Origin of the sequence: Enterococcus gallinarum, from assembly GCF_021496385.1 — a bacterium.
Taxonomy (GTDB): Bacteria; Bacillota; Bacilli; order Lactobacillales; family Enterococcaceae; genus Enterococcus_D; species Enterococcus_D gallinarum.
The window spans coordinates 3,361,199-3,379,065 of sequence record NZ_CP050816.1 but is presented as its reverse complement, the minus strand read 5'-3'; the positions used below and the strand labels follow the sequence as shown (position 1 = coordinate 3,379,065).

16 protein-coding genes are annotated in these 17,867 nt (G+C 41.0%); all 16 read left to right on the top strand.

The genetic code is table 11. The annotated features are described in order from the left end of the window. Nucleotides 1-336 precede the first annotated feature (336 nt). Nucleotides 337-804 carry a ferrous iron transport protein A gene (locus tag HED61_RS16330; RefSeq protein ID WP_138371580.1) on the top strand — a complete coding sequence of 156 codons (468 nt, stop codon included), beginning with the start codon at nt 337-339 and terminating at the stop codon, nt 802-804. Further along, nucleotides 801-2,948, top strand: a complete 2,148-nt coding sequence (feoB, locus tag HED61_RS16325; RefSeq protein WP_219645062.1) for a ferrous iron transport protein B — start codon at nt 801-803, stop codon at nt 2,946-2,948. Before HED61_RS16330 ends, feoB begins: the two co-directional genes overlap by 4 nt. Further along, on the top strand, nt 2,945-3,076 hold the full coding sequence (locus tag HED61_RS16320; RefSeq protein WP_071870149.1) for a FeoB-associated Cys-rich membrane protein: 132 nt from the start codon (nt 2,945-2,947) through the stop codon (nt 3,074-3,076). Before feoB ends, HED61_RS16320 begins: the two co-directional genes overlap by 4 nt. Before the next feature lie 299 nt (nt 3,077-3,375). Then, nucleotides 3,376-4,632: a CapA family protein gene (locus tag HED61_RS16315; RefSeq protein ID WP_219645063.1), complete on the top strand. Its 1,257-nt coding sequence runs from the start codon at nt 3,376-3,378 to the stop codon at nt 4,630-4,632. 367 nt (nt 4,633-4,999) lie between these two features. Then, nucleotides 5,000-5,464, top strand: coding sequence for a PTS sugar transporter subunit IIA (locus HED61_RS16310; protein ID WP_060815089.1), 465 nt, complete (start codon nt 5,000-5,002; stop codon nt 5,462-5,464). Continuing rightward, complete coding sequence (locus HED61_RS16305; RefSeq protein ID WP_005471675.1) at nt 5,457-5,732, top strand: PTS sugar transporter subunit IIB; 276 nt, start codon at nt 5,457-5,459, stop codon at nt 5,730-5,732. Before HED61_RS16310 ends, HED61_RS16305 begins: the two co-directional genes overlap by 8 nt. Before the next feature lie 23 nt (nt 5,733-5,755). Beyond that, complete coding sequence (locus HED61_RS16300; RefSeq protein ID WP_156248206.1) at nt 5,756-7,018, top strand: PTS ascorbate transporter subunit IIC; 1,263 nt, start codon at nt 5,756-5,758, stop codon at nt 7,016-7,018. A gap of 116 nt (nt 7,019-7,134) precedes the next feature. Continuing rightward, nucleotides 7,135-7,749, top strand: a complete 615-nt coding sequence (locus HED61_RS16295) for an SIS domain-containing protein (RefSeq protein ID WP_003127416.1) — start codon at nt 7,135-7,137, stop codon at nt 7,747-7,749. After that, a complete protein-coding gene (gene dapA / locus HED61_RS16290; protein ID WP_176333216.1) occupies nt 7,746-8,639 on the top strand; it encodes a 4-hydroxy-tetrahydrodipicolinate synthase in 894 nt (297 codons plus the stop codon). The genes HED61_RS16295 and dapA overlap by 4 nt, the downstream gene beginning before the upstream one ends. Beyond that, nucleotides 8,632-9,264 (top strand): beta/alpha barrel domain-containing protein, encoded by a 633-nt coding sequence (locus tag HED61_RS16285; protein ID WP_103300590.1) that lies wholly within the window; start codon nt 8,632-8,634, stop codon nt 9,262-9,264. The genes dapA and HED61_RS16285 overlap by 8 nt, the downstream gene beginning before the upstream one ends. A gap of 20 nt (nt 9,265-9,284) precedes the next feature. Then, complete coding sequence (locus HED61_RS16280; RefSeq protein WP_219645064.1) at nt 9,285-11,381, top strand: BglG family transcription antiterminator; 2,097 nt, start codon at nt 9,285-9,287, stop codon at nt 11,379-11,381. A gap of 517 nt (nt 11,382-11,898) precedes the next feature. Further along, on the top strand, nt 11,899-12,942 hold the full coding sequence (locus tag HED61_RS16275; protein ID WP_234981403.1) for a DUF916 and DUF3324 domain-containing protein: 1,044 nt from the start codon (nt 11,899-11,901) through the stop codon (nt 12,940-12,942). A 142-nt stretch (nt 12,943-13,084) separates the two neighbouring features. Next, nucleotides 13,085-13,825, top strand: coding sequence for a WxL domain-containing protein (locus HED61_RS16270; protein WP_156248204.1), 741 nt, complete (start codon nt 13,085-13,087; stop codon nt 13,823-13,825). A 48-nt stretch (nt 13,826-13,873) separates the two neighbouring features. Then, on the top strand, nt 13,874-15,631 hold the full coding sequence (locus tag HED61_RS16265; RefSeq protein ID WP_195957475.1) for a WxL domain-containing protein: 1,758 nt from the start codon (nt 13,874-13,876) through the stop codon (nt 15,629-15,631). Next, complete coding sequence (locus tag HED61_RS16260; protein WP_060815096.1) at nt 15,628-15,903, top strand: LPXTG cell wall anchor domain-containing protein; 276 nt, start codon at nt 15,628-15,630, stop codon at nt 15,901-15,903. Before HED61_RS16265 ends, HED61_RS16260 begins: the two co-directional genes overlap by 4 nt. 771 nt (nt 15,904-16,674) lie before the next feature. After that, on the top strand, nt 16,675-17,790 hold the full coding sequence (locus tag HED61_RS16255) for an AI-2E family transporter (RefSeq protein WP_258015157.1): 1,116 nt from the start codon (nt 16,675-16,677) through the stop codon (nt 17,788-17,790). Nucleotides 17,791-17,867 lie beyond the last annotated feature (77 nt).

Below are 17,867 nucleotides of genomic sequence, written 5' to 3'. Positions count from 1 at the left end.
AGTAGTTATAAATCTAGTATAAATAAGTCTAGGAGAAAGTCAACGAAAAAACACTATATCTAGTGCTTGTGAAAATTACATACACTATTTATAGTGTTTGTCTGGTTTTTATACAACCGAAAAAAGCCGATTTTTCCTAGGAAATCGCGATTTTTAGCCAAAAAGATCCGAGAATATGCAATGGATGTGAGTAAAAAAAATTTGAATTGTGAACGAACTTTCAAGTTCATCTGTGAAACAGATTGACTTTAGTCCTAAATCGCTCTATTATAATGATAATCATTCTCAATTGAACGGATAAATAATAGGAATCTTTCACAAGAGGAGGAAGAAATCATGAAAATGGCGCAAACAGAGGCTTCCAAAATATACCAAATCGAAGCGATCGCGACACCAAAGAACGTCACGGCGCATTTAAATGATTTGGGTCTTCGGGTAGGCGTTGACATTCTCATGGTTCAAAAAAACCGCAAAAGCGGCATCATCTTGCATCGGGACAACCGGATCGCATTGGATGCCAGCGTCATGGAGCAGATTGACGTGTCCGAAAGACAACAGCAGACGGTTTTGACTTCTCTAGATCAATTACATGTAGGAGAGCAGGGCAAGGTGGTAAAAATTGCAACGACTGGTGCTTTGCGGCGGCGATTGATGGATATGGGGATCACCAAGAATGTGCCGATTCATATCGTGAAACTAGCGCCACTAGGTGATCCGATCGAGATTCGCTTAAGAGGGTATGAATTGTCGCTGAGAAAACAAGAAGCAGCTTTCGTCTTTGTTGAAAAAGGAGTAGAGGAATGACCTATCAATTCGCATTAGTCGGCAATCCCAATAGCGGCAAAACTAGCACCTTCAACCAACTGACGGGGGCCAAGCAAACCGTTGGGAACTGGCCGGGAGTGACAGTCGAACGAAAATCAGGAAAGCTCCGTAAAGCCAAAGAAATCACGATCCAGGATTTGCCGGGTATCTATTCATTGTCTCCTTATACTCCTGAAGAAGTGATCTCGAGAAATTATTTGGCAGAAGCCCCCATCGATGCTGTCTTAGATATCGTTGATGGAACGAACTTGGAGCGGAATCTCTACCTCACTTTACAATTGTTGGAAATGGGTCTGCCTACAATAGTGGGAATCAATATGATCGATCTTTTAAAGCGCAAAGGGATCCAGATCAACTTTGAGAAGCTGTCCTATGGTCTAGGCGTACCTGTTGTTGGCTTCAGTGCTTTAAAACAACATGGATTGAATAAGCTGATTGATGCCGCAAAGAAAAAAGCTGGGAATGGCGACTCAGTGGTTGTCTATGATTCCCGTTTGGAGGCTGCCTTAGCAGAGATCAAGGCCCTTTTGCCCGAAGAGATTTCTGAAAGCAAACGACGTTGGATTGCCATCAAACTGTTTGAAGGCGATGAATTGATTCGTCAACAAGTCACTTTGACGCCGAGCAATGAAAAAGAATTAGCGGAAATTATCAAAATCACGGAAATGATTTTTGACGAGCGCAGTGATGCGATTATAGTAAACGAACGGTATGAATTCATTCAGCAGTTGTTGGCTTTAGCAACGATCAAGGAAGAGGAATACCGCTTGTCCTTAAGTGATAAAATCGACCGTGTGTTGACCCACCGCCTACTGGCACTACCGATTTTTGCCTTTTTCATGTGGGGAATCTACTTCTTATCCATCCAAACGATTGGCACGATGGGCACAGACTGGGTCAATGATGTGTTATTTGGCAGTTGGGTTCCGGATATTCTACAGCAGTTGATGAACCAATGGCAGGTGGCACAATGGCTGCAAGAATTGATCCAAGATGGGATCGTGGCAGGTGTCGGGGCTGTCCTTGGATTTGTCCCTCAAATTTTTGTGCTCTTTTTTTGTTTGGCTTTATTAGAAGATTGTGGCTACATGGCACGAATCGCTTTTGTGATGGATCGTTTGTTCCGGAAGTTTGGCTTATCTGGGAAATCCTTCATTCCGATGCTGATCGCTACTGGCTGTGGGGTTCCAGGAGTCATGGCGAGCCGAACCATCGAAAATGAAAAAGATCGTCGTTTGACCGTTATGGTTACGACTTTTATGCCTTGTTCTGCCAAACTGCCAATCATTGCACTGATTTCCGGGGCGTTCTTTCCCGAAAGCTCATGGGTCGCACCATCGGCTTACTTCATTGGGATGGGAGCCATTGTTTTATCAGGCATTGCATTGAAAAAGACCGCTCTCTTTGCCGGCCATCCAGCGCCTTTTATCATGGAATTGCCTGCCTATCATTTGCCGCAACTAGGAACCGTGTTGAAAAGTGCGATTGATCGGGCCGTAGCTTTCATCAAAAAAGCCGGAACGATCATCTTCGTTGCATGTATCTTTATCTGGTTTACTTCTAGCTACAACTTTACCTTTGATCGAGTGGGGGAAGAAGAAAGCATCTTAGCCTTTTTCGGCCGTTTGTTAGCACCGATTTTTGCGCCACTAGGCTGGGGCACTTGGCGAGGTGCCGTGGCGACCATTACAGGATTGGTGGCAAAAGAAAATGTCATCGGGACTTTTGGGATTTTGTACGGCCAAAGTGGGGTTTCTGAAACCGGTACAGAGATCTGGCAAGTGCTGCGAGGCGATTACACCCCAGTAGCCGCCTACTCCTTTTTGATTTTTAACTTATTGTGTGCCCCTTGTTTTGCGGCCATCGGCGCGATCCATCGTGAAATGGGGGATAGCAAGTGGACTTGGTTGGCTATTAGTTATCAGTGTGGACTGGCTTATTGTGCAAGTCTGATTGTTTACCAATTCGGGCATATCTTCTTTGAAGGAGGGCAACTGACAGTAGGAACCTTGGCAGCGTTGATTGTTCTTGGTTTGTTGCTGTTTGCTCTGATAAAGAGACCCCAACAAAAAAATTCACCACTATTACAAGTAGTCGGAGAAGTAGTAGGAGGCGAAAAATGATTGCAACGATTCTTTTAAGTCTAGTGATCTTTGGCTATGCAGGAAAAGTGCTTTATCGAATGGTCAAAAAAGGCAGTTGTTCTGATTGCCACCAAAGCTGTCCGGTAAAGCATGAAGAGAAAATCTAAAATCATCCATGAATCTAACGCCAGTTTTATTAGGTAACTAGCGAGTATGAGTAAAGCAGTTAGGCAGAAATGCCTAGCTGCTCTTTTTATGAGAAAGGGCTATCAAAAGAACTGTTTCTTTAGTATGATTAATTATATATATAATATTTATTTGCTATATATAGTTCTTTTATTGAAAGGAAATTAGCGATTTTAGCTCATTCAAAGCAGAAAAGCAAGAAACCGTGCAATGCATAACGTGATAGGTAATGAGAAAATGTTGACAAAGAAGGCTAATATTGGGAAGGCGGAGAGCAGCAATGAGGCAACAACGAAGGATTGAACAACGGAAAAGACAGCTTCTATGGGCATTGGGCATAAGTTTACTGCTTGTTACGATTGCCGTTAGTTATTGGCTGATTCACACCATGCGTACTGGGACTGATTCGTCAACAAGCTCCCCAGATAACCAAGTGGCACTGTCTACTTCCAGCCAAGAAACAACAACGGTCTCTCAATCGTCGAAAATCACTCTGACAGCAAGTGGCGATATGCTCTATCACAGACCAGTTTATATGAGTGCATTTGATGGGAAACGCTATGATTTTGACAATGACTTTGAGCAGGTGCAACCGTTGATCGCTTCTGCCGATATTGCTTTTGGTGACTTTGAAGGCACCATCAATCCCAACAAAGAACTAGGCGGTTATCCTACCTTTAATGCGCCTCCGAATGTAGTAGAAAGTATCAAAACAGCTGGTTTTGATGTGATTGATCTAGCCCATAATCATATTTTGGATACTGGAATCGAAGGGCTTAAAACGACTGCTAATGCTTTTCAAGAGATTGGATTGGAGCCGATTGGTGTCAATGTAAATGATCAAGGGATATTCGTCAAAGAAGCCAATGGCATCAAAGTAGCGATGCTGGCTTATGCTTACGGATTCAATGGCAATGAAGCTAGCTTGGCACCGGAAGAATATACGACCTATTTAAAAGATTTATCCATGGAAAAAGTAGCAGCTGAAATCAAAGAGGCAGAGAAAGTAGCCGACATCACCGTTGTTATGCCGCAGCTCGGTGTAGAATATTCCTTAGAACCTACAGAAGAACAGCAGAAGATTTATCGACAAATGATCGACCTCGGAGCGGACATCATTTTTGGCGGTCATCCACATGTCGCTGAACCAACAGAAATCATCGAAAAAGACGGCGAGAAAAAATTTATTCTCTATTCAATGGGAAATTTGCTATCCAATCAACGCTACGAAACAGTCAACAACTATTGGACCGAGCGAGGGGTCATTCCAGAAGTCGAGCTCACAAAAGAAGGTGATCGTACATTTTTGAGTGATATCAAGCTGCATCCAACATGGGTCTCTAAAGAGCCGATCCCTGATCGTAGATATGACGATCCAGAGTTTGGCACTACCGAAGCCTATGATTTTCAAGTTGTACTGGCAGAAGAATATCTTCCTGGGGGGAAGTATGCGGATAAAGTACCCGAAGACAAACGCCAGCGAATCGAAACCGCGTATCATGAAATGATGGAGCTGCTAAATTTAAAATGGAAATAAGCAGCTGAATCTGTCTCACTAACCTATGACATGTATTAAGCAGACATCTTTTGAATCAAGATGTCTGCTTTTTTCTGTTTTATTCAGTGTTTAGATCAATGTGCAGCAGATCTTAAGAAGCATTTAGTCCAATTTTTCTAGTAATGGCACCTATAAGTTGAACAGAATGACAAAAACTGAGAGAGGGATAGCTGTTGTAAGTTGGTAAAACAGCAAAATTCAGCAAATTTCATTGGCTACAGTTCAGTTTTTCAAGCTTTTTTCTAGAAGAGATGAACGCAATCACTATTGCCGGTACCAGTGATATTGCTTATAGTAAACGCATACAAGAAGACTCGAGAATTCTTTGTACGAGAGGTGGTTAACTTTGTTAAGCGAATTATTAAAAGAAGACTATATCCAATTGGATATCTCAGTAGAAAATTTTGACGAAGCAATCAAAGCATCCGCACAGCCGCTATTGACTGCCGATGTCATCGAGAATGAATACATTTCATCCATCCTTTCCATTTATCATGAGATTGGGCCTTACATTGTTATTACGAAACAAATTGCGCTGCCTCATGCACCCATAGAGAAGGGTGCAAAGAAATTAGCATTAGGATTCACTCGATTAGAACGACCCGTCATTTCTGGTCATGAATCAAATGACCCCGTCAAGTTTTTGTTTCCTCTTAGCGCACCAGACAATGAATCCCATATTTCATTGTTATCCGAACTGGCTGAGTTGCTGGGCAACAAAGACTTTCTGGAATTATTAGGAAGGATGACCGAAAAAAAAGAGCTAATCGCATTTCTAAAAAAATTTGAAGGAGAGAATAACTATGCATAAAGCATTGATTGCCTGTCGAGCAGGCGTAGGCTCAAGTCTGATGTTAAAAATCAAAGTGAATGAAGTCATCCGGGAAAACGACTTTCCAATCGAGGTGGAACATGCGTCTTTAGATGCTGTCTCCGGCTTTACGGGAGATTTGATCATTACTTTGACAGATGTTGCCAATGAATTAAGAGAAAAAAATTTACAGCAAACCATTATTGGGATCAACAACATCGTTGATAAGAAAGAAATCAAAGAAAAAATCGCAGCCGCATTAGTCTAAAAATCAATGAAGGAGAAACGCTCATGGATTTAATTATCAGTTTTCTTAGTACGCCAGCCGTACTTTTAGGTTTAGTTGCAATGATTGGGTTATTGGCCCAAAAAAAATCAATGACCGAAGTGTTGACTGGAACCTTTAAAACCATCATCGGTTTCTTAGTATTCAGTTCCGGCGGTTCGATCATGACTGGCGCACTACAGAATTTCAATACCCTATTCCAAAAAGGGTTCAACATCGTAGGGGTCGTTGCATCGCCAGAGGCCGCCACTGCACTAGCCCAAACAGAATTTGCATTTGTGACCAGTTGTACATTGATTCTCGGCTTTTTGATGAACTTAGTCATTGCTCGAATCACGCCATTTAAAAATATTTTCTTTACCACAGGCCATAGTTTGTTTTTCGCTTGTGTGTTGTCATTGATTCTAAAGGCTCATCAGTTTGCTGATATTCCAGCGATATTAATTGGCGGAACATTACTCGGCTTTTTCTCTGCTGCGTTACCTCAGCTGTGCCAACCATTTATGCGGCGCATTACTGGCAGTGATGAGACCGCCATTGGACACTTTAACATGGTGGGGTATGCATTGTCTGGTTACATTGGGATGCTATTTGGTAAACACAAAGATAAAACAACGGAACACATCAATTTTCCGAAATGGTTATCCTTTTTTAGAGACTTCTTGATGGGCGTTGCGGCAGTTATGCTAGTGCTATTCTATATCTCCGCATTAAAAGCGGGACGAGATGTCACTCAAGAATTAGCAGGAACGACTCATTGGCTGGTCTTTCCTTTCGTGCAGGCATTTACCTTTACTGCGGGGATGTCGATCTTGATGACTGGTGTTCGCATGTTCTTGTCCGAAATTACGGCGGCATTTGTTTCGATCTCGGAAAAATTCATTCCAAATTCTCGTCCGGCATTGGATGTACCGACTGTTTTCCCGTTTGCACCAACAGCTGTCATTGTAGGGTTCTTATCCTCTTATGTCGCTGGCTTATTGGGGGTGCTGATTATGGTAGTCTTCAAGTTTCCAGTCGTGATCATTCCAGCAGCCCATATTTGTTTTTTCTCCGGAGGAACAGCCGGCGTTTTTGGAAACTCTACTGGCGGTTGGCGGGGAGCGATTGCAGGGTCCTTTGTCATCGGGCTGTTACTCGCCTTTTTACCAACAGTTCTTTACCCGGTGTATGGTAGCTTAGGCATCGAGGGATCGACATTCCCAAATATCGACTACAACGTCATGGGAATCTTATTAGATAAACTATTAAGTTTGTTTGGTCAGTAATCGATCGCTAAGACATTTGTCATCAGCTGAACTTCTGAATCTTTGCACACAAAAAGAACTATCTCAAAGTGTGCAAAGATTCAGTGAAAACGAATCAGTGACAGAAAGGATTTTCTATGGAAACAACGAATTTAGCTTATTTTTTGCAAACAACCAAAGATGAGCTTACAGCTTATTTGAATGAGATCAATCAACAACAGTTGATCGATGCAGCTGAACTGATCGTTGCTGCGAAAAAAAAGAAGGGGCGTGTGCATGTGACTGGCATCGGTAAGCCAAGTCATGTTGCGGAATATATAGCAGCTTTGCTTTCTTCCACAGGCACTCCTACCTATTTTTTAGATGGAACTGAAACGATCCACGGCTCTGCCGGACAAGCCGAAAAAGGGGATGTCGTGATTGCTATTTCCAATAGCGGCGAAACAGAAGAATTGAAAAAATCGCTTCTTACTCTGAAAGCTTTAGGAATAAAAGTCATCGGAGTGAGTGGAGGTATCGACTCATGGCTGCAAAAACATTCCGATGCCTTCTTGTTTGCTGGCATCACGAATGAAGGAGATCCGTTGAACAAGCCCCCACGAATCTCGATATTGGCAGAAATCATCGTTTTACAAAGCTTGTCGATTTTACTGCAGCAAGAAGCTGCCATTGATATTGATGATTATTATGCCTGGCATCCTGGAGGAAGCTTAGGGAGTGCTATCATGCAAGAAAGAAGTGTCGAAGAATGAAGATCGAAGGAATCATTACAGCCATGGTCACTCCTTTAGACGAGCAGGGAATCGATCGAGCAGCCACTAGAAGGCTAGTCAATCAATTGATTGCGAAAGGGATCCATGGGTTATTTATTTTAGGGACCAATGGGGAGTTTTATGCATTGTCTCATGCTGAAAAGCTCGAATTGGCAACGATCGTTGTGGAAGAGACTGCAGGTCGGGTACCAGTATTTGCAGGAGCAGGCGGGATTTCGACAGAAGCTGTCATTGATTTAGTGAATGAATTTCAAACCATTGGAGTCACAGCGGCTTCCATTATCACTCCTTATTTGATCAAGCTCACGGATCAAGAAGTGATCCAACATTACAAAATGATTGCTGCAAAGACAAAGCTCCCATTGATTCTCTACAACATTCCTAAAAATACTGGCATTTCGATCAATGAAACCATTTTTAAAGCATTGCTGAAAATACCCACTATTATTGGTATCAAAGATAGCAGCGGGGATATAGAAAACCTCAAAAGCTATCTCAACTTGAATGGGCGAGATGATTTTTCTATTTTAGTAGGTTCTGACTCTTTGATCTTGCAAGCATTGGAATGTGGAGCTGATGGGGCAGTCGCAGCGACTTCAAATGTCTTAACGACAACTGACTTAGCTATTTATCACGCATTTAAAATGGGAGAGATCCAGCAGGCAAGAAACTATCAATTAAGTATTGAAGACTTTCGCCGTATCTTAAAGTTCGGTACAGTACCCAGTGTCCTCAAATACAGCGTAGGTTGGATGGGGATTCCTGTTGGTGATCCTAAGCTGCCGGTGCTGCCAGTAGGTGAACAGGACTATCCAGAGATTCATCAAGTTTTAGCGGAATATCGAAAAGTGGAGGGATTCAATGAATAAGAAGCTCGCGATCCTCAACCGGATCCATAAAGAAAAAATCATGGCCATCGTACGGGTCGAAACAGTGGAACGAGCCGTTGAAATTGTTGAAGGCTGTAAAGCCGGTGGTATAACTTGCTTGGAAATCAGTTATACGAATAACAATGCCGGAGAAATCATCAAGCAGTTAAAGGAAATCTATCAAGATGAAATCGTTGTCGGTGCTGGAACCGTATTGGATAGCGAAACCGCCCGGGATGCGATTATACATGATGCTGAATTCATTATCTCACCAGCTTTTTCCAAGGAAGTCGCACAGATAAGCAATCGCTATCAGATCAGCTATATGCCAGGCTGTACCTCGATTTCTGAGGTTTTAGAAGCTCTTGAAGCAGGGGCGGATATGATCAAAGCATTTCCAACGTCTTCTTTACATGGGCCCGGGATCGTCTCAACGATCAAAACACCATTGCCATTTGTCCCGATCTTATCTTCAGGTGGCGTTTCTTTGACAAATGTTACAGAGTGGTTGAATGCTGGTGTAGAATGTATGGGAGTTGGAACATTATTGACAAAAGGCTCGCAAGCAGAAATCGCGAAGAATGCGACACGTTTGCGCAAGGAAATTGACACATTTATGGATTAACAAAGAGAGGAGTGAGGATCATGATCGATCAACGCACATTACAGCTGATACAGAAAATGATTCAAAAACCATTGATGGAGCAAGAGGAGATGATGCGCTTCTTTTCTCTGTCAAAAAATCAACTGGATTATGCAATTAGAAAAATCAATGAACTATTAAAAGCCAACAAACAGCCGTTGATTCGATCAGATCCTTATTTTATTCAATTAGCACCAAAAGCAAAAGCTTTTTTTCTGAATGATTTCCTAAACAGTACTGTTTATACCCAGTATGAGATGAATAGTGAAGAACGGAAAAAATATATTTTTCTGATGTTGTTTTATTATGAATCAGACTATCTCTCTGTGAATCATTTCTTATCTGCGTTGCGTGTCGGCAAGACCACCTTTATGGCAGATATAAAAAAATTAGAAAAAGAACTGGCTCTGTCAATGATCACCATTGGTTATACGCGAAAAAACGGCTATGGGTTGATGGGGAATGAAGAAAATCTGCGCAATTTTTTTATGAAGATGATGTTTCATGATTTTGGGGATAATCAGGAGGAGTTTGTCTATCACTATTTCTTGGTCAATGAAAAAATTGATGGCTTCTCGCAGATTGAAGCTGCTGCAAGGGAAAAACTAAAAACTTTTTCGTTAGAGTTAGTAGAAAATCGCTTGAATGAGTTTTCTTATTTATTTACGATGATGCTTCCTCGCTTAAACAAGCAGTGGTTAGTTTTTTATGAAACCTATAATTACCAAACATTTTTTCAGATGAAAGAATATTTGTTTGCAAAAGAATTATTAGCAGAATTTTCCATCACAAATAAATCAGCCCAATTGTATGTCTGTGGGTGGCTGCTGGGGATGGCGCTAGGGGATACTACCTACCCATCAGCGGATTTTTCGATTATTCATGAATTGGTCGAGCGCATCATCAAACGCTTTGAACTGTTGTCTGGTATCCGCTTTAAAGACCAGCAAAAGGTCATCAATCAATTGTATAGTCACTTTCGACCAGCCTATTATCGCTTGTTTTTTCAATTGCCGATCATCAATCCCTTACATAAAAAGATTATTAAAGAATATGAAGATTTGTATCAGATTGTTCAAGAAACATTACGTCCCATCGGAAATCTTTTTGAACGCGGAATCCCAGAAGATGAAATCTCTTTTTTAACCATTCACTTTGCTTCTTTGATTAATGACTTTGATGAATATCAAGTCAATCAAAAAATTGGTGTGATTGTTTGTCCGAATGGAATCGGCAGCTCTGCCATGATCTATAATGAATTAAAAATGATCTTTCCGGACATTATTTTTATTGGACCCATTGAGACCAAAGAACTATTGCTTGAGCGCCCTGAATGTGACCTGATCTTTACTACGGTACCCAATGTCAGTCTTTATACACTGAAAAAGCCAGTTTATGTGGTAAATCCAATAATGACCAATGAAGAAAGAAACCAATTGATTCAAGAAGTTTACCATCAGCCCAGCGAAGCTATTTCTCTGATTGGGGTGGAAGAACTTATGGCTGTTATCAAAAAGCATGCGACAATCGAAGACGATAAAAGTTTGAAGAAAGAATTGCAATTGCTCCTTACCAGAAGAGAAGTCAATCCAGCTTATTCAGCAACCCTAGGCGAGGAGAGAAAGCCCGTTGCGTTGATTGATATGCTTAACCCACAGTACATTTTGACTAATATAAAAGTACGCTCTTGGGAAGAGGCATTCTATTTGGCAGCAACGCCACTGATCAAGGATCAAGTGATCTCACGTGGTTATATTGATACGATCGTCCAAAACGTTCGCAAAGAAGGACCTTTTTTCATTATCATGGATCAAGTAGCATTGCCTCACGCACGGCCAGAAGAAGGCGCGTTAAAGCTAGGCCTAGGCATCACAGTCTTACAAGAACCAGTGATAATCAACAAAAAAGCGTCGATTAAATACATCTTCACCCTCTCAGCAATTGATCACAGCAAACATCTATCTGCCATTGCCGAGCTCGTCGCTTTGTTGGAACAAGAAAGTTTTTTCAACTTACTCGAACAAGAAGCCGATCCTCAACAAATCTTTGACTGGATCGCATCTTTTCTCTTGAAAAATAAGCATATGGTTCCGATGTAATTGGACTGAATAACTACACCAGAGTGATCAACCCCCCAAAATCTAACTTATTGGGTTGCTTCAATAATCAGTGTTATTTGTGACTCTTTCCACTACAACTGACACACGAAGATGTAGATAAGATAATACCACTGAACAGTCAAAGAGCATTTAGGTTACTTGATGAGAGATCATGCAATAAATCGATCGTGCTTTTAATCAGACGTATACGCTTGAGGTAGGTTATTTACATCTAATAAGGACATGGGAATCCTATCCTTATTGAATGAGGCACTATTTAAGTTATTCCGCTGAATCATGCAGTAAACCCGCTTATAACATCCAGAAGGATCATTTTTAATAATTAAATTAACATTTTTCATATAAAAAGAGCGAGAGCAATCATTGCGTATTACTGATTGCACTTGCTTTTTTTAGATTCAATCCTTTTTTTAGTCAAAATGAAGGTAGAGATGAATTTGGGACAGCCTTTACCGTCAAGTTATACTATCAAAAGATTAGACTGAGGAGGGGTGTGGTGGAAAACAACAATTTAAGAAAAAAGATTAGACGATTTGTCATGATAGCAGTTTTGGCGCTATTGACTATTGGTCTCTTCCAAAAAGAAGTTTTTGCAGAAAACGTCAATACGTTCTCAATCCAACCACTAGATGAGAATGGAAATGTGAATGAGAATGGCTATTACCATATCATTGACGAGCCAGGAAAGCAACGCACTGTTTCAATTCGAGTGTATAACCTTTCTGAAGAAGAAATCAGCGTGAATGTGACCGTAAATCCAGCTTCTACGAATCAAAATGGAATCCCCAGTTATTTAGGGGAAGAATCGTATGATGCTTCTCTCATTCATCGAATGGATCAACTGGTCGCAATTGAAGAGAGTGAACTCCTGATTCCTGCAGGTTCTTCGGTACTCACAACACTGATTATCTCCTTACCACAAGAAGAATGGGAAGGGGATATCCTTGGAGGCATTCGTTTTACTGAAAAAAAGAATCAGCAGAGTGAACAAACTGTGACTCATGAAGTCGCCTATACGGTAGGCATTCTTTTAAATCGAGTAGGCGGGTCAGCAGTTGAAAATGAATTGTCTTTAAATGAGGTGACCGCGAGTCAGCGTAATTATCGGAATCACATTGAAGCAAATCTACAAAATAGAGCTGCTGTGATTGTTCGCAACATGTCTATTCAGTCAAGCATTTATAGAGAAGGAAGTGGAACCCCTATCTATACATATGACGCATACGAGTTGCGAATGGCACCAAATTCTAATTTCAACTTTGGCATCCCTGCTGGAAATCAGCCAATTGAAGCAGGGAATTATGTTCTAAAGATGCAAGTAACAGCTGATGAAAAAGAGTATCGCTTTGAACAATCTTTTTCCATTACGAATGCAGATGCCCGGCAATTAAATCAAAGTGCGGTCAATCTAGAGCGGACGACATCCTACATGTCATATGGGATATTTGTCGGAATTGGCGTGATCCTCGTTCTTTTGGTGATGTGGTGGACTCGAAGACGGACTCGGAGAAAAAAGAGAAGAAAACGACCCATGATATAAAAAGGACTGGCTTATCGGAGTCATCCAGCAAATTAAAGAGCATAAAATGCTTAATCGTAATGAAATGAATGAGCAGGATCTTGTGAAACTATGAAGGAACACCCCGTAAAATGAACTTCAAAAGGATAACGGAGGAAAGAAAATGAAAAAAACGACACGAACATTATCAATTGTACTTTTAGCAGCTAGTCTTGGATTGGGTAGCAAAATGGGGGATGCGGCAACTTATGATGACGCAGCGAATATTACGACTGAAGGAAAAGTGAATATCTTGGAAAATGACTCTTCAAACCCAGTCGTTCCTGACCCGGAGAATCCAGGAAATGAGGTTACTCCCGAAGAACCAACCAATCCTTATCCGGGACTTTTACGGATCAACTATGTATCAAACTTTGATTTTGGTCAGATTCAAAATGTCTCGCGTGCGATTGAACAAAAAGCGCGGCTCGATCATGTGTGGGTAAACGGTGAAGAAGTCTCGCGTGTGCCTTTTGTCGCGACAGAAGATCGCCGAGGAAGTGAACGGCTAGGATGGGAATTACAAGTATCACAGCCGAATCAATTGGCAGATGCGAGTGGTCATGAATTGATTGGGGCAACGATTACTTTATCCGGGCTGCGTTATGTGAATGCAACGGCTGCTACACCAATAGTCAATCAAAATGAGATCGTCCTCGGAGCAGCGGCACAAACGCTAGCCACAGCAGATGCCGCGCAAGGGTCAGGTGCTTGGGCATTAGCATTAGGACAATCAAATGGAGAAGGGCATACTGACGGTGTTGTATTGCGTATACCAGCCAATACCACAGCAAACAATACTGAATATTCTACTGCGATTGTTTGGGAGCTGGTTGCGGATCCGACTACAGGAATAGGTGGATAAATCACCCTAAATTCTTCTGGATTAATTTGAAGGGAAAGGCGCGATCAAATGAAAAGAAATGTCCTTATCACCATAGCAAGTTTACTCGTTACAGGGCACTTGCTTCCCTCGACAATCCTATTTGCGGAAACCGTTGATGCGTCAGAGAGGCAAAGGGCAGAAGACCAAAGTTCCACTCTTGATTCAGATGAACATCAATTTTTTGAACCCGTAGATGCAGAAGATCATGCGGCTGATGAATCAGAGGGAAACTTAGATTTGCTTGATTCAGGGTTGGATGAAGAGAACATTGATCCTGAATTAAGCACGATTTCAGACAGAACGGAAGAGTCTAAAACGATTCAACCAAGTGAACATAGCGGTTATTCTGACGAAACTGTGCTCACAGCCGAAGCAGTCCCTCAAAAGATAGGACTAGGTGGGAAATTTGTCGAGGAACGACTGAATGAGTTAGTGACAAACGTCAGGCTGAATGGAGATGAAGTCGCAGGTGAGGACTTTAAAGTCACTCTTTTGAATCAACCGAACACCACTTTCCTGGGAAATCTGCAAGTCCCAATCACCGTCGTACATGTAGAAACACAAGCAGCGACTCAGATAAATGTACCGGTGGAAGTGATATGGGGCCACTCGATATTTTCACGAGAAGCAGCAATCAGTGCTAGCACTGGAGTAATCAGTCTTCATATCAATGATAACGGACCATCTCTTGTTGCATCAGAAGGATTTGGCAATTCTTGGCCGAATCAAGTTACATCAAGACCACGTTATACGATTTATCGCAACGATTACACCAACCAAACGCTGCTTCCTTTTTTTACAGTAAACCAATCAAGAAGCAGTGTCGTACAAGCTTGGAACAATGTGTTAAACAATAGTCCGATTGACTTTGGTGATGTGATCGGATTAAGCGTAAATAGGTTCGCAGTAGCCAATCAGAATTACAATGGAGCCAATACATGGGTCACGAGAAATGAAGAACCTGTTCGAGAGGCGATTGGCTGGCCAGAGGCTCTGTATATGATGACACCAAGCGGCTTCCAATTGTTGCGAGTGAATCAATTAACGACGAATAAATTAACTTTTGCAGCTAGTGGTTCAACAGAAGAAATCCTTCAGAGAATGACAGAATTTTTCAATTTCCATGAAGAATTTACGGAACAGGAAAAAGAAGAGCTTTCGTTTGATTTGATCCGTTCTGATGCACTATTACCAGGCAAAGAAGGCAAAGCAGTTGTACAAGTGACACAAACAAAAGAAAATGGGTACCGTTTTTCAATGACGTACGAGGTATCCTTTACAGTTGGACTTGGACGACTGGAGTTGGCGGGAATTGCTCATGGCAATTTTGATTTTGGCGACGTCCTAAAAACGAGCCGTAGACAAAATATTCCAGCGCAAGGAGAGTCTGCTCCAACGATTATGGTCAGTGATTACAGTGATACTGCCCAGTGGAGCCTTTATGCGTCGATGAGCCCTTTTATAAATGAAAGAAATCAGGAGTTAAGAGAAGCAGCCATCGCTTTGAAGGAGTTGAAAGTGATCGAATCTGTTCATACAGGTATTTCCATTCCCAAAAATGATATCCTGTTGGGAACCACCCCTCAAATGATTGCGGCAAGAGATGGATCAGAAACAAGAGATGAATACGGAAGAACAATCATTCAAATTGGAGAAGTAAAAGACCAGACATTAACCGGTGTTTCACTTCATTTGCCTGCCAATACACCTGTGGACAAGGGAGAGTATCAAGCAACAATTACTTGGGAACTAGTCGGGGATCCGACGATAGGAGGCATTCGATGAGAAAGAGAGTGGTCGTGTTTTTGGTCGGTCTATGCTTTTTTATCCCCGTCTTTTCAAGGAGCACAGTGATTGGACATGCGACAACAAATGAGAATCGTGCGGTTGTGAGCTTTTACCAAGAGGAAGAACCCACCCAACCAGACCTGAATGATCCAAGAACACTCCCACAAACTGGAAGCACCTTTTCTTATATAGGAATGCTAGGCGTAGTCATTGTCTTTGTGATGTGGTACTTAAAAAACAGAGAAAAAAAGGGTAGAAGGACAAATTGAAGATTTCACAGCGTGTTTGTAAAAGAGGGACATCTTTCGAGGCAAAGAACAGCAAAAAAAATTGGTTATACCATCGGCAGGCCCTTCATCAATAAGGAATGACGTGTCGTTTTGCAAAAAATCTGGGACTGTGACATAAGTCATCATCCAACAAGTTAAACCGAATAATATACGATTGCTAGGATGGACTCTTCGGACTTTTGCGACGAGGAGCCACTGCACCGCAGGAGCAATACTATATACTGTTCGGATATTGTTACTTGTAGGAGACTTATGGCACAGCCCCAGATTTTTTATTATGAGAAAGGGCTATTTAAAGAACTGATTCTTTAGTATGATTAATTGCAGATAGAAATAATCACATAAATATTAACTATCTATAAATGAATGCGCAAAAGCGGACATCTGAGCTGGATGAATATCGTCAAACAGATAAACGGAACAAATACTAGGGCTGATATCACTGCAGCCGTTTTTATATCTATACCTTATGACAAATTCCCCCTAAAAGATTGGTAAGATGGCAAACGATAGGAAGCAGAAGAATATCTCTCCCAGATTCGATCAAAAGAACAAGCATTTAGCTAAAAGATAGAAGGAGTGGCAGATGAAGCTTATTAAGAAGAGCCGATTAGTTGAATTTGATTTAACTACCTAATATGTAGTTGTTTTTAGGATTAACTTTCATCCTATCATTGTTTAAGTTGGAACTCTTGAAAAAATCTCATAAGAAGATAAGACAATAGAAGAACAGAAATTTGAGGTGACTTGATGAAAAAGTTAAATGTCAATTGGAATCAGTGGGGAAGTAGATTCATTTTTTGGATGAGTATTATCATTGCAACATTAATCATTCTAAACTATCAAATAGTGCTCAATCACTTAGGAAGATTTTTGCATATTTTGGCTCCGTTTGTTATAGGATTTATTTTTGCTTACTTGCTGAGTGGATTACAAAATCGTTTTAAAATGTTATTGGAAAAAATTCCGCTTCCAGCTATTCAATCAGCTAGCCATCCCTTGAGTATTGTTGTGTTGTATCTATCGATTCTTTTTCTTTTATTTATCATGTTAAGTTACTTGATTCCATTAATCATTAAAAATATCAACGATTTGATCGCTGCCATGCCGCAAATTCAAGAATCAGTGATTAGGTATGTACAAGAACTTGAGGAAAGGGGAATACTAAGACAAATTCCGTTTGAGCGTTTTTTATCAGAGCTCACGAAGAAGTTTTCCACAGAGAATCTTTCTGCAAACTGGCTACAAGTTGTTTCGTCATTAGGCGGACTTACAATAAATTTGTCAAGCTTCGTCTTGAATAGTTTTTTATCGATTGTGGTTTCTATCTATGTTTTAATTTACAAAGATTCGATAGTGAACTTTGTTTCTTTGGTATCTCAGAAATTAATGTCAAAAAAAGTATTTGAAAATTCGAAAAGATGGATCCATACGACACATGTGGTTTTTTATAAATTTATCAGCTCGCAATTTTTAGATGCATGTGTCATTTGGATTTTATCCACCATCATCCTGTCTCTTTTTCAAGTAAAGTATGCCATCACGTTAGGGCTGCTTTTAGGCATTTGTAACATGATTCCATATTTTGGTGCGATTTTTGCATCGTTGGTCACTGGGGTAGTTACATTATTTACAGGAGGACTCAGTAAAGCAATCACAATTCTACTGGCTCTATTGATTTTACAGCAAATTGATGGAAATGTGATTGGTCCAAGGATCATGGGGGGCGCATTAAATATCAATCCGATCATCATTATCGTTTCCATAACGATTGGTGGAGCTTATTTTGGTATTGTTGGAATGTTTTTAGCAGTACCTATTGCTGCCATCATTAAAATCATGGTATCTGAGTGGTTAGCTGCTTGAGAAAAGAATAGCTACTAACGCAATTTCTTAGAAATTGACTTCTAACAATGAATTGTCTTAATTCACTGAGAGAGATA

What these genes read in the sequence shown, in the direction of transcription:
- dapA (WP_176333216.1), top strand. Translation starts at nt 7,746, where the DNA reads ATGAAGATCGAAGGAATCATTACAGCCATGGTCACTCCTTTAGACGAG.
- HED61_RS16270 (WP_156248204.1), top strand. Translation starts at nt 13,085, where the DNA reads ATGAAAAAAACGACACGAACATTATCAATTGTACTTTTAGCAGCTAGT.
- HED61_RS16285 (WP_103300590.1), top strand. Translation starts at nt 8,632, where the DNA reads ATGAATAAGAAGCTCGCGATCCTCAACCGGATCCATAAAGAAAAAATC.
- HED61_RS16330 (WP_138371580.1), top strand. Translation starts at nt 337, where the DNA reads ATGAAAATGGCGCAAACAGAGGCTTCCAAAATATACCAAATCGAAGCG.
- HED61_RS16280 (WP_219645064.1), top strand. Translation starts at nt 9,285, where the DNA reads ATGATCGATCAACGCACATTACAGCTGATACAGAAAATGATTCAAAAA.
- HED61_RS16300 (WP_156248206.1), top strand. Translation starts at nt 5,756, where the DNA reads ATGGATTTAATTATCAGTTTTCTTAGTACGCCAGCCGTACTTTTAGGT.
- HED61_RS16260 (WP_060815096.1), top strand. Translation starts at nt 15,628, where the DNA reads ATGAGAAAGAGAGTGGTCGTGTTTTTGGTCGGTCTATGCTTTTTTATC.
- HED61_RS16320 (WP_071870149.1), top strand. Translation starts at nt 2,945, where the DNA reads ATGATTGCAACGATTCTTTTAAGTCTAGTGATCTTTGGCTATGCAGGA.
- HED61_RS16265 (WP_195957475.1), top strand. Translation starts at nt 13,874, where the DNA reads ATGAAAAGAAATGTCCTTATCACCATAGCAAGTTTACTCGTTACAGGG.
- feoB (WP_219645062.1), top strand. Translation starts at nt 801, where the DNA reads ATGACCTATCAATTCGCATTAGTCGGCAATCCCAATAGCGGCAAAACT.
- HED61_RS16255 (WP_258015157.1), top strand. Translation starts at nt 16,675, where the DNA reads ATGAAAAAGTTAAATGTCAATTGGAATCAGTGGGGAAGTAGATTCATT.
- HED61_RS16305 (WP_005471675.1), top strand. Translation starts at nt 5,457, where the DNA reads ATGCATAAAGCATTGATTGCCTGTCGAGCAGGCGTAGGCTCAAGTCTG.
- HED61_RS16315 (WP_219645063.1), top strand. Translation starts at nt 3,376, where the DNA reads ATGAGGCAACAACGAAGGATTGAACAACGGAAAAGACAGCTTCTATGG.
- HED61_RS16295 (WP_003127416.1), top strand. Translation starts at nt 7,135, where the DNA reads ATGGAAACAACGAATTTAGCTTATTTTTTGCAAACAACCAAAGATGAG.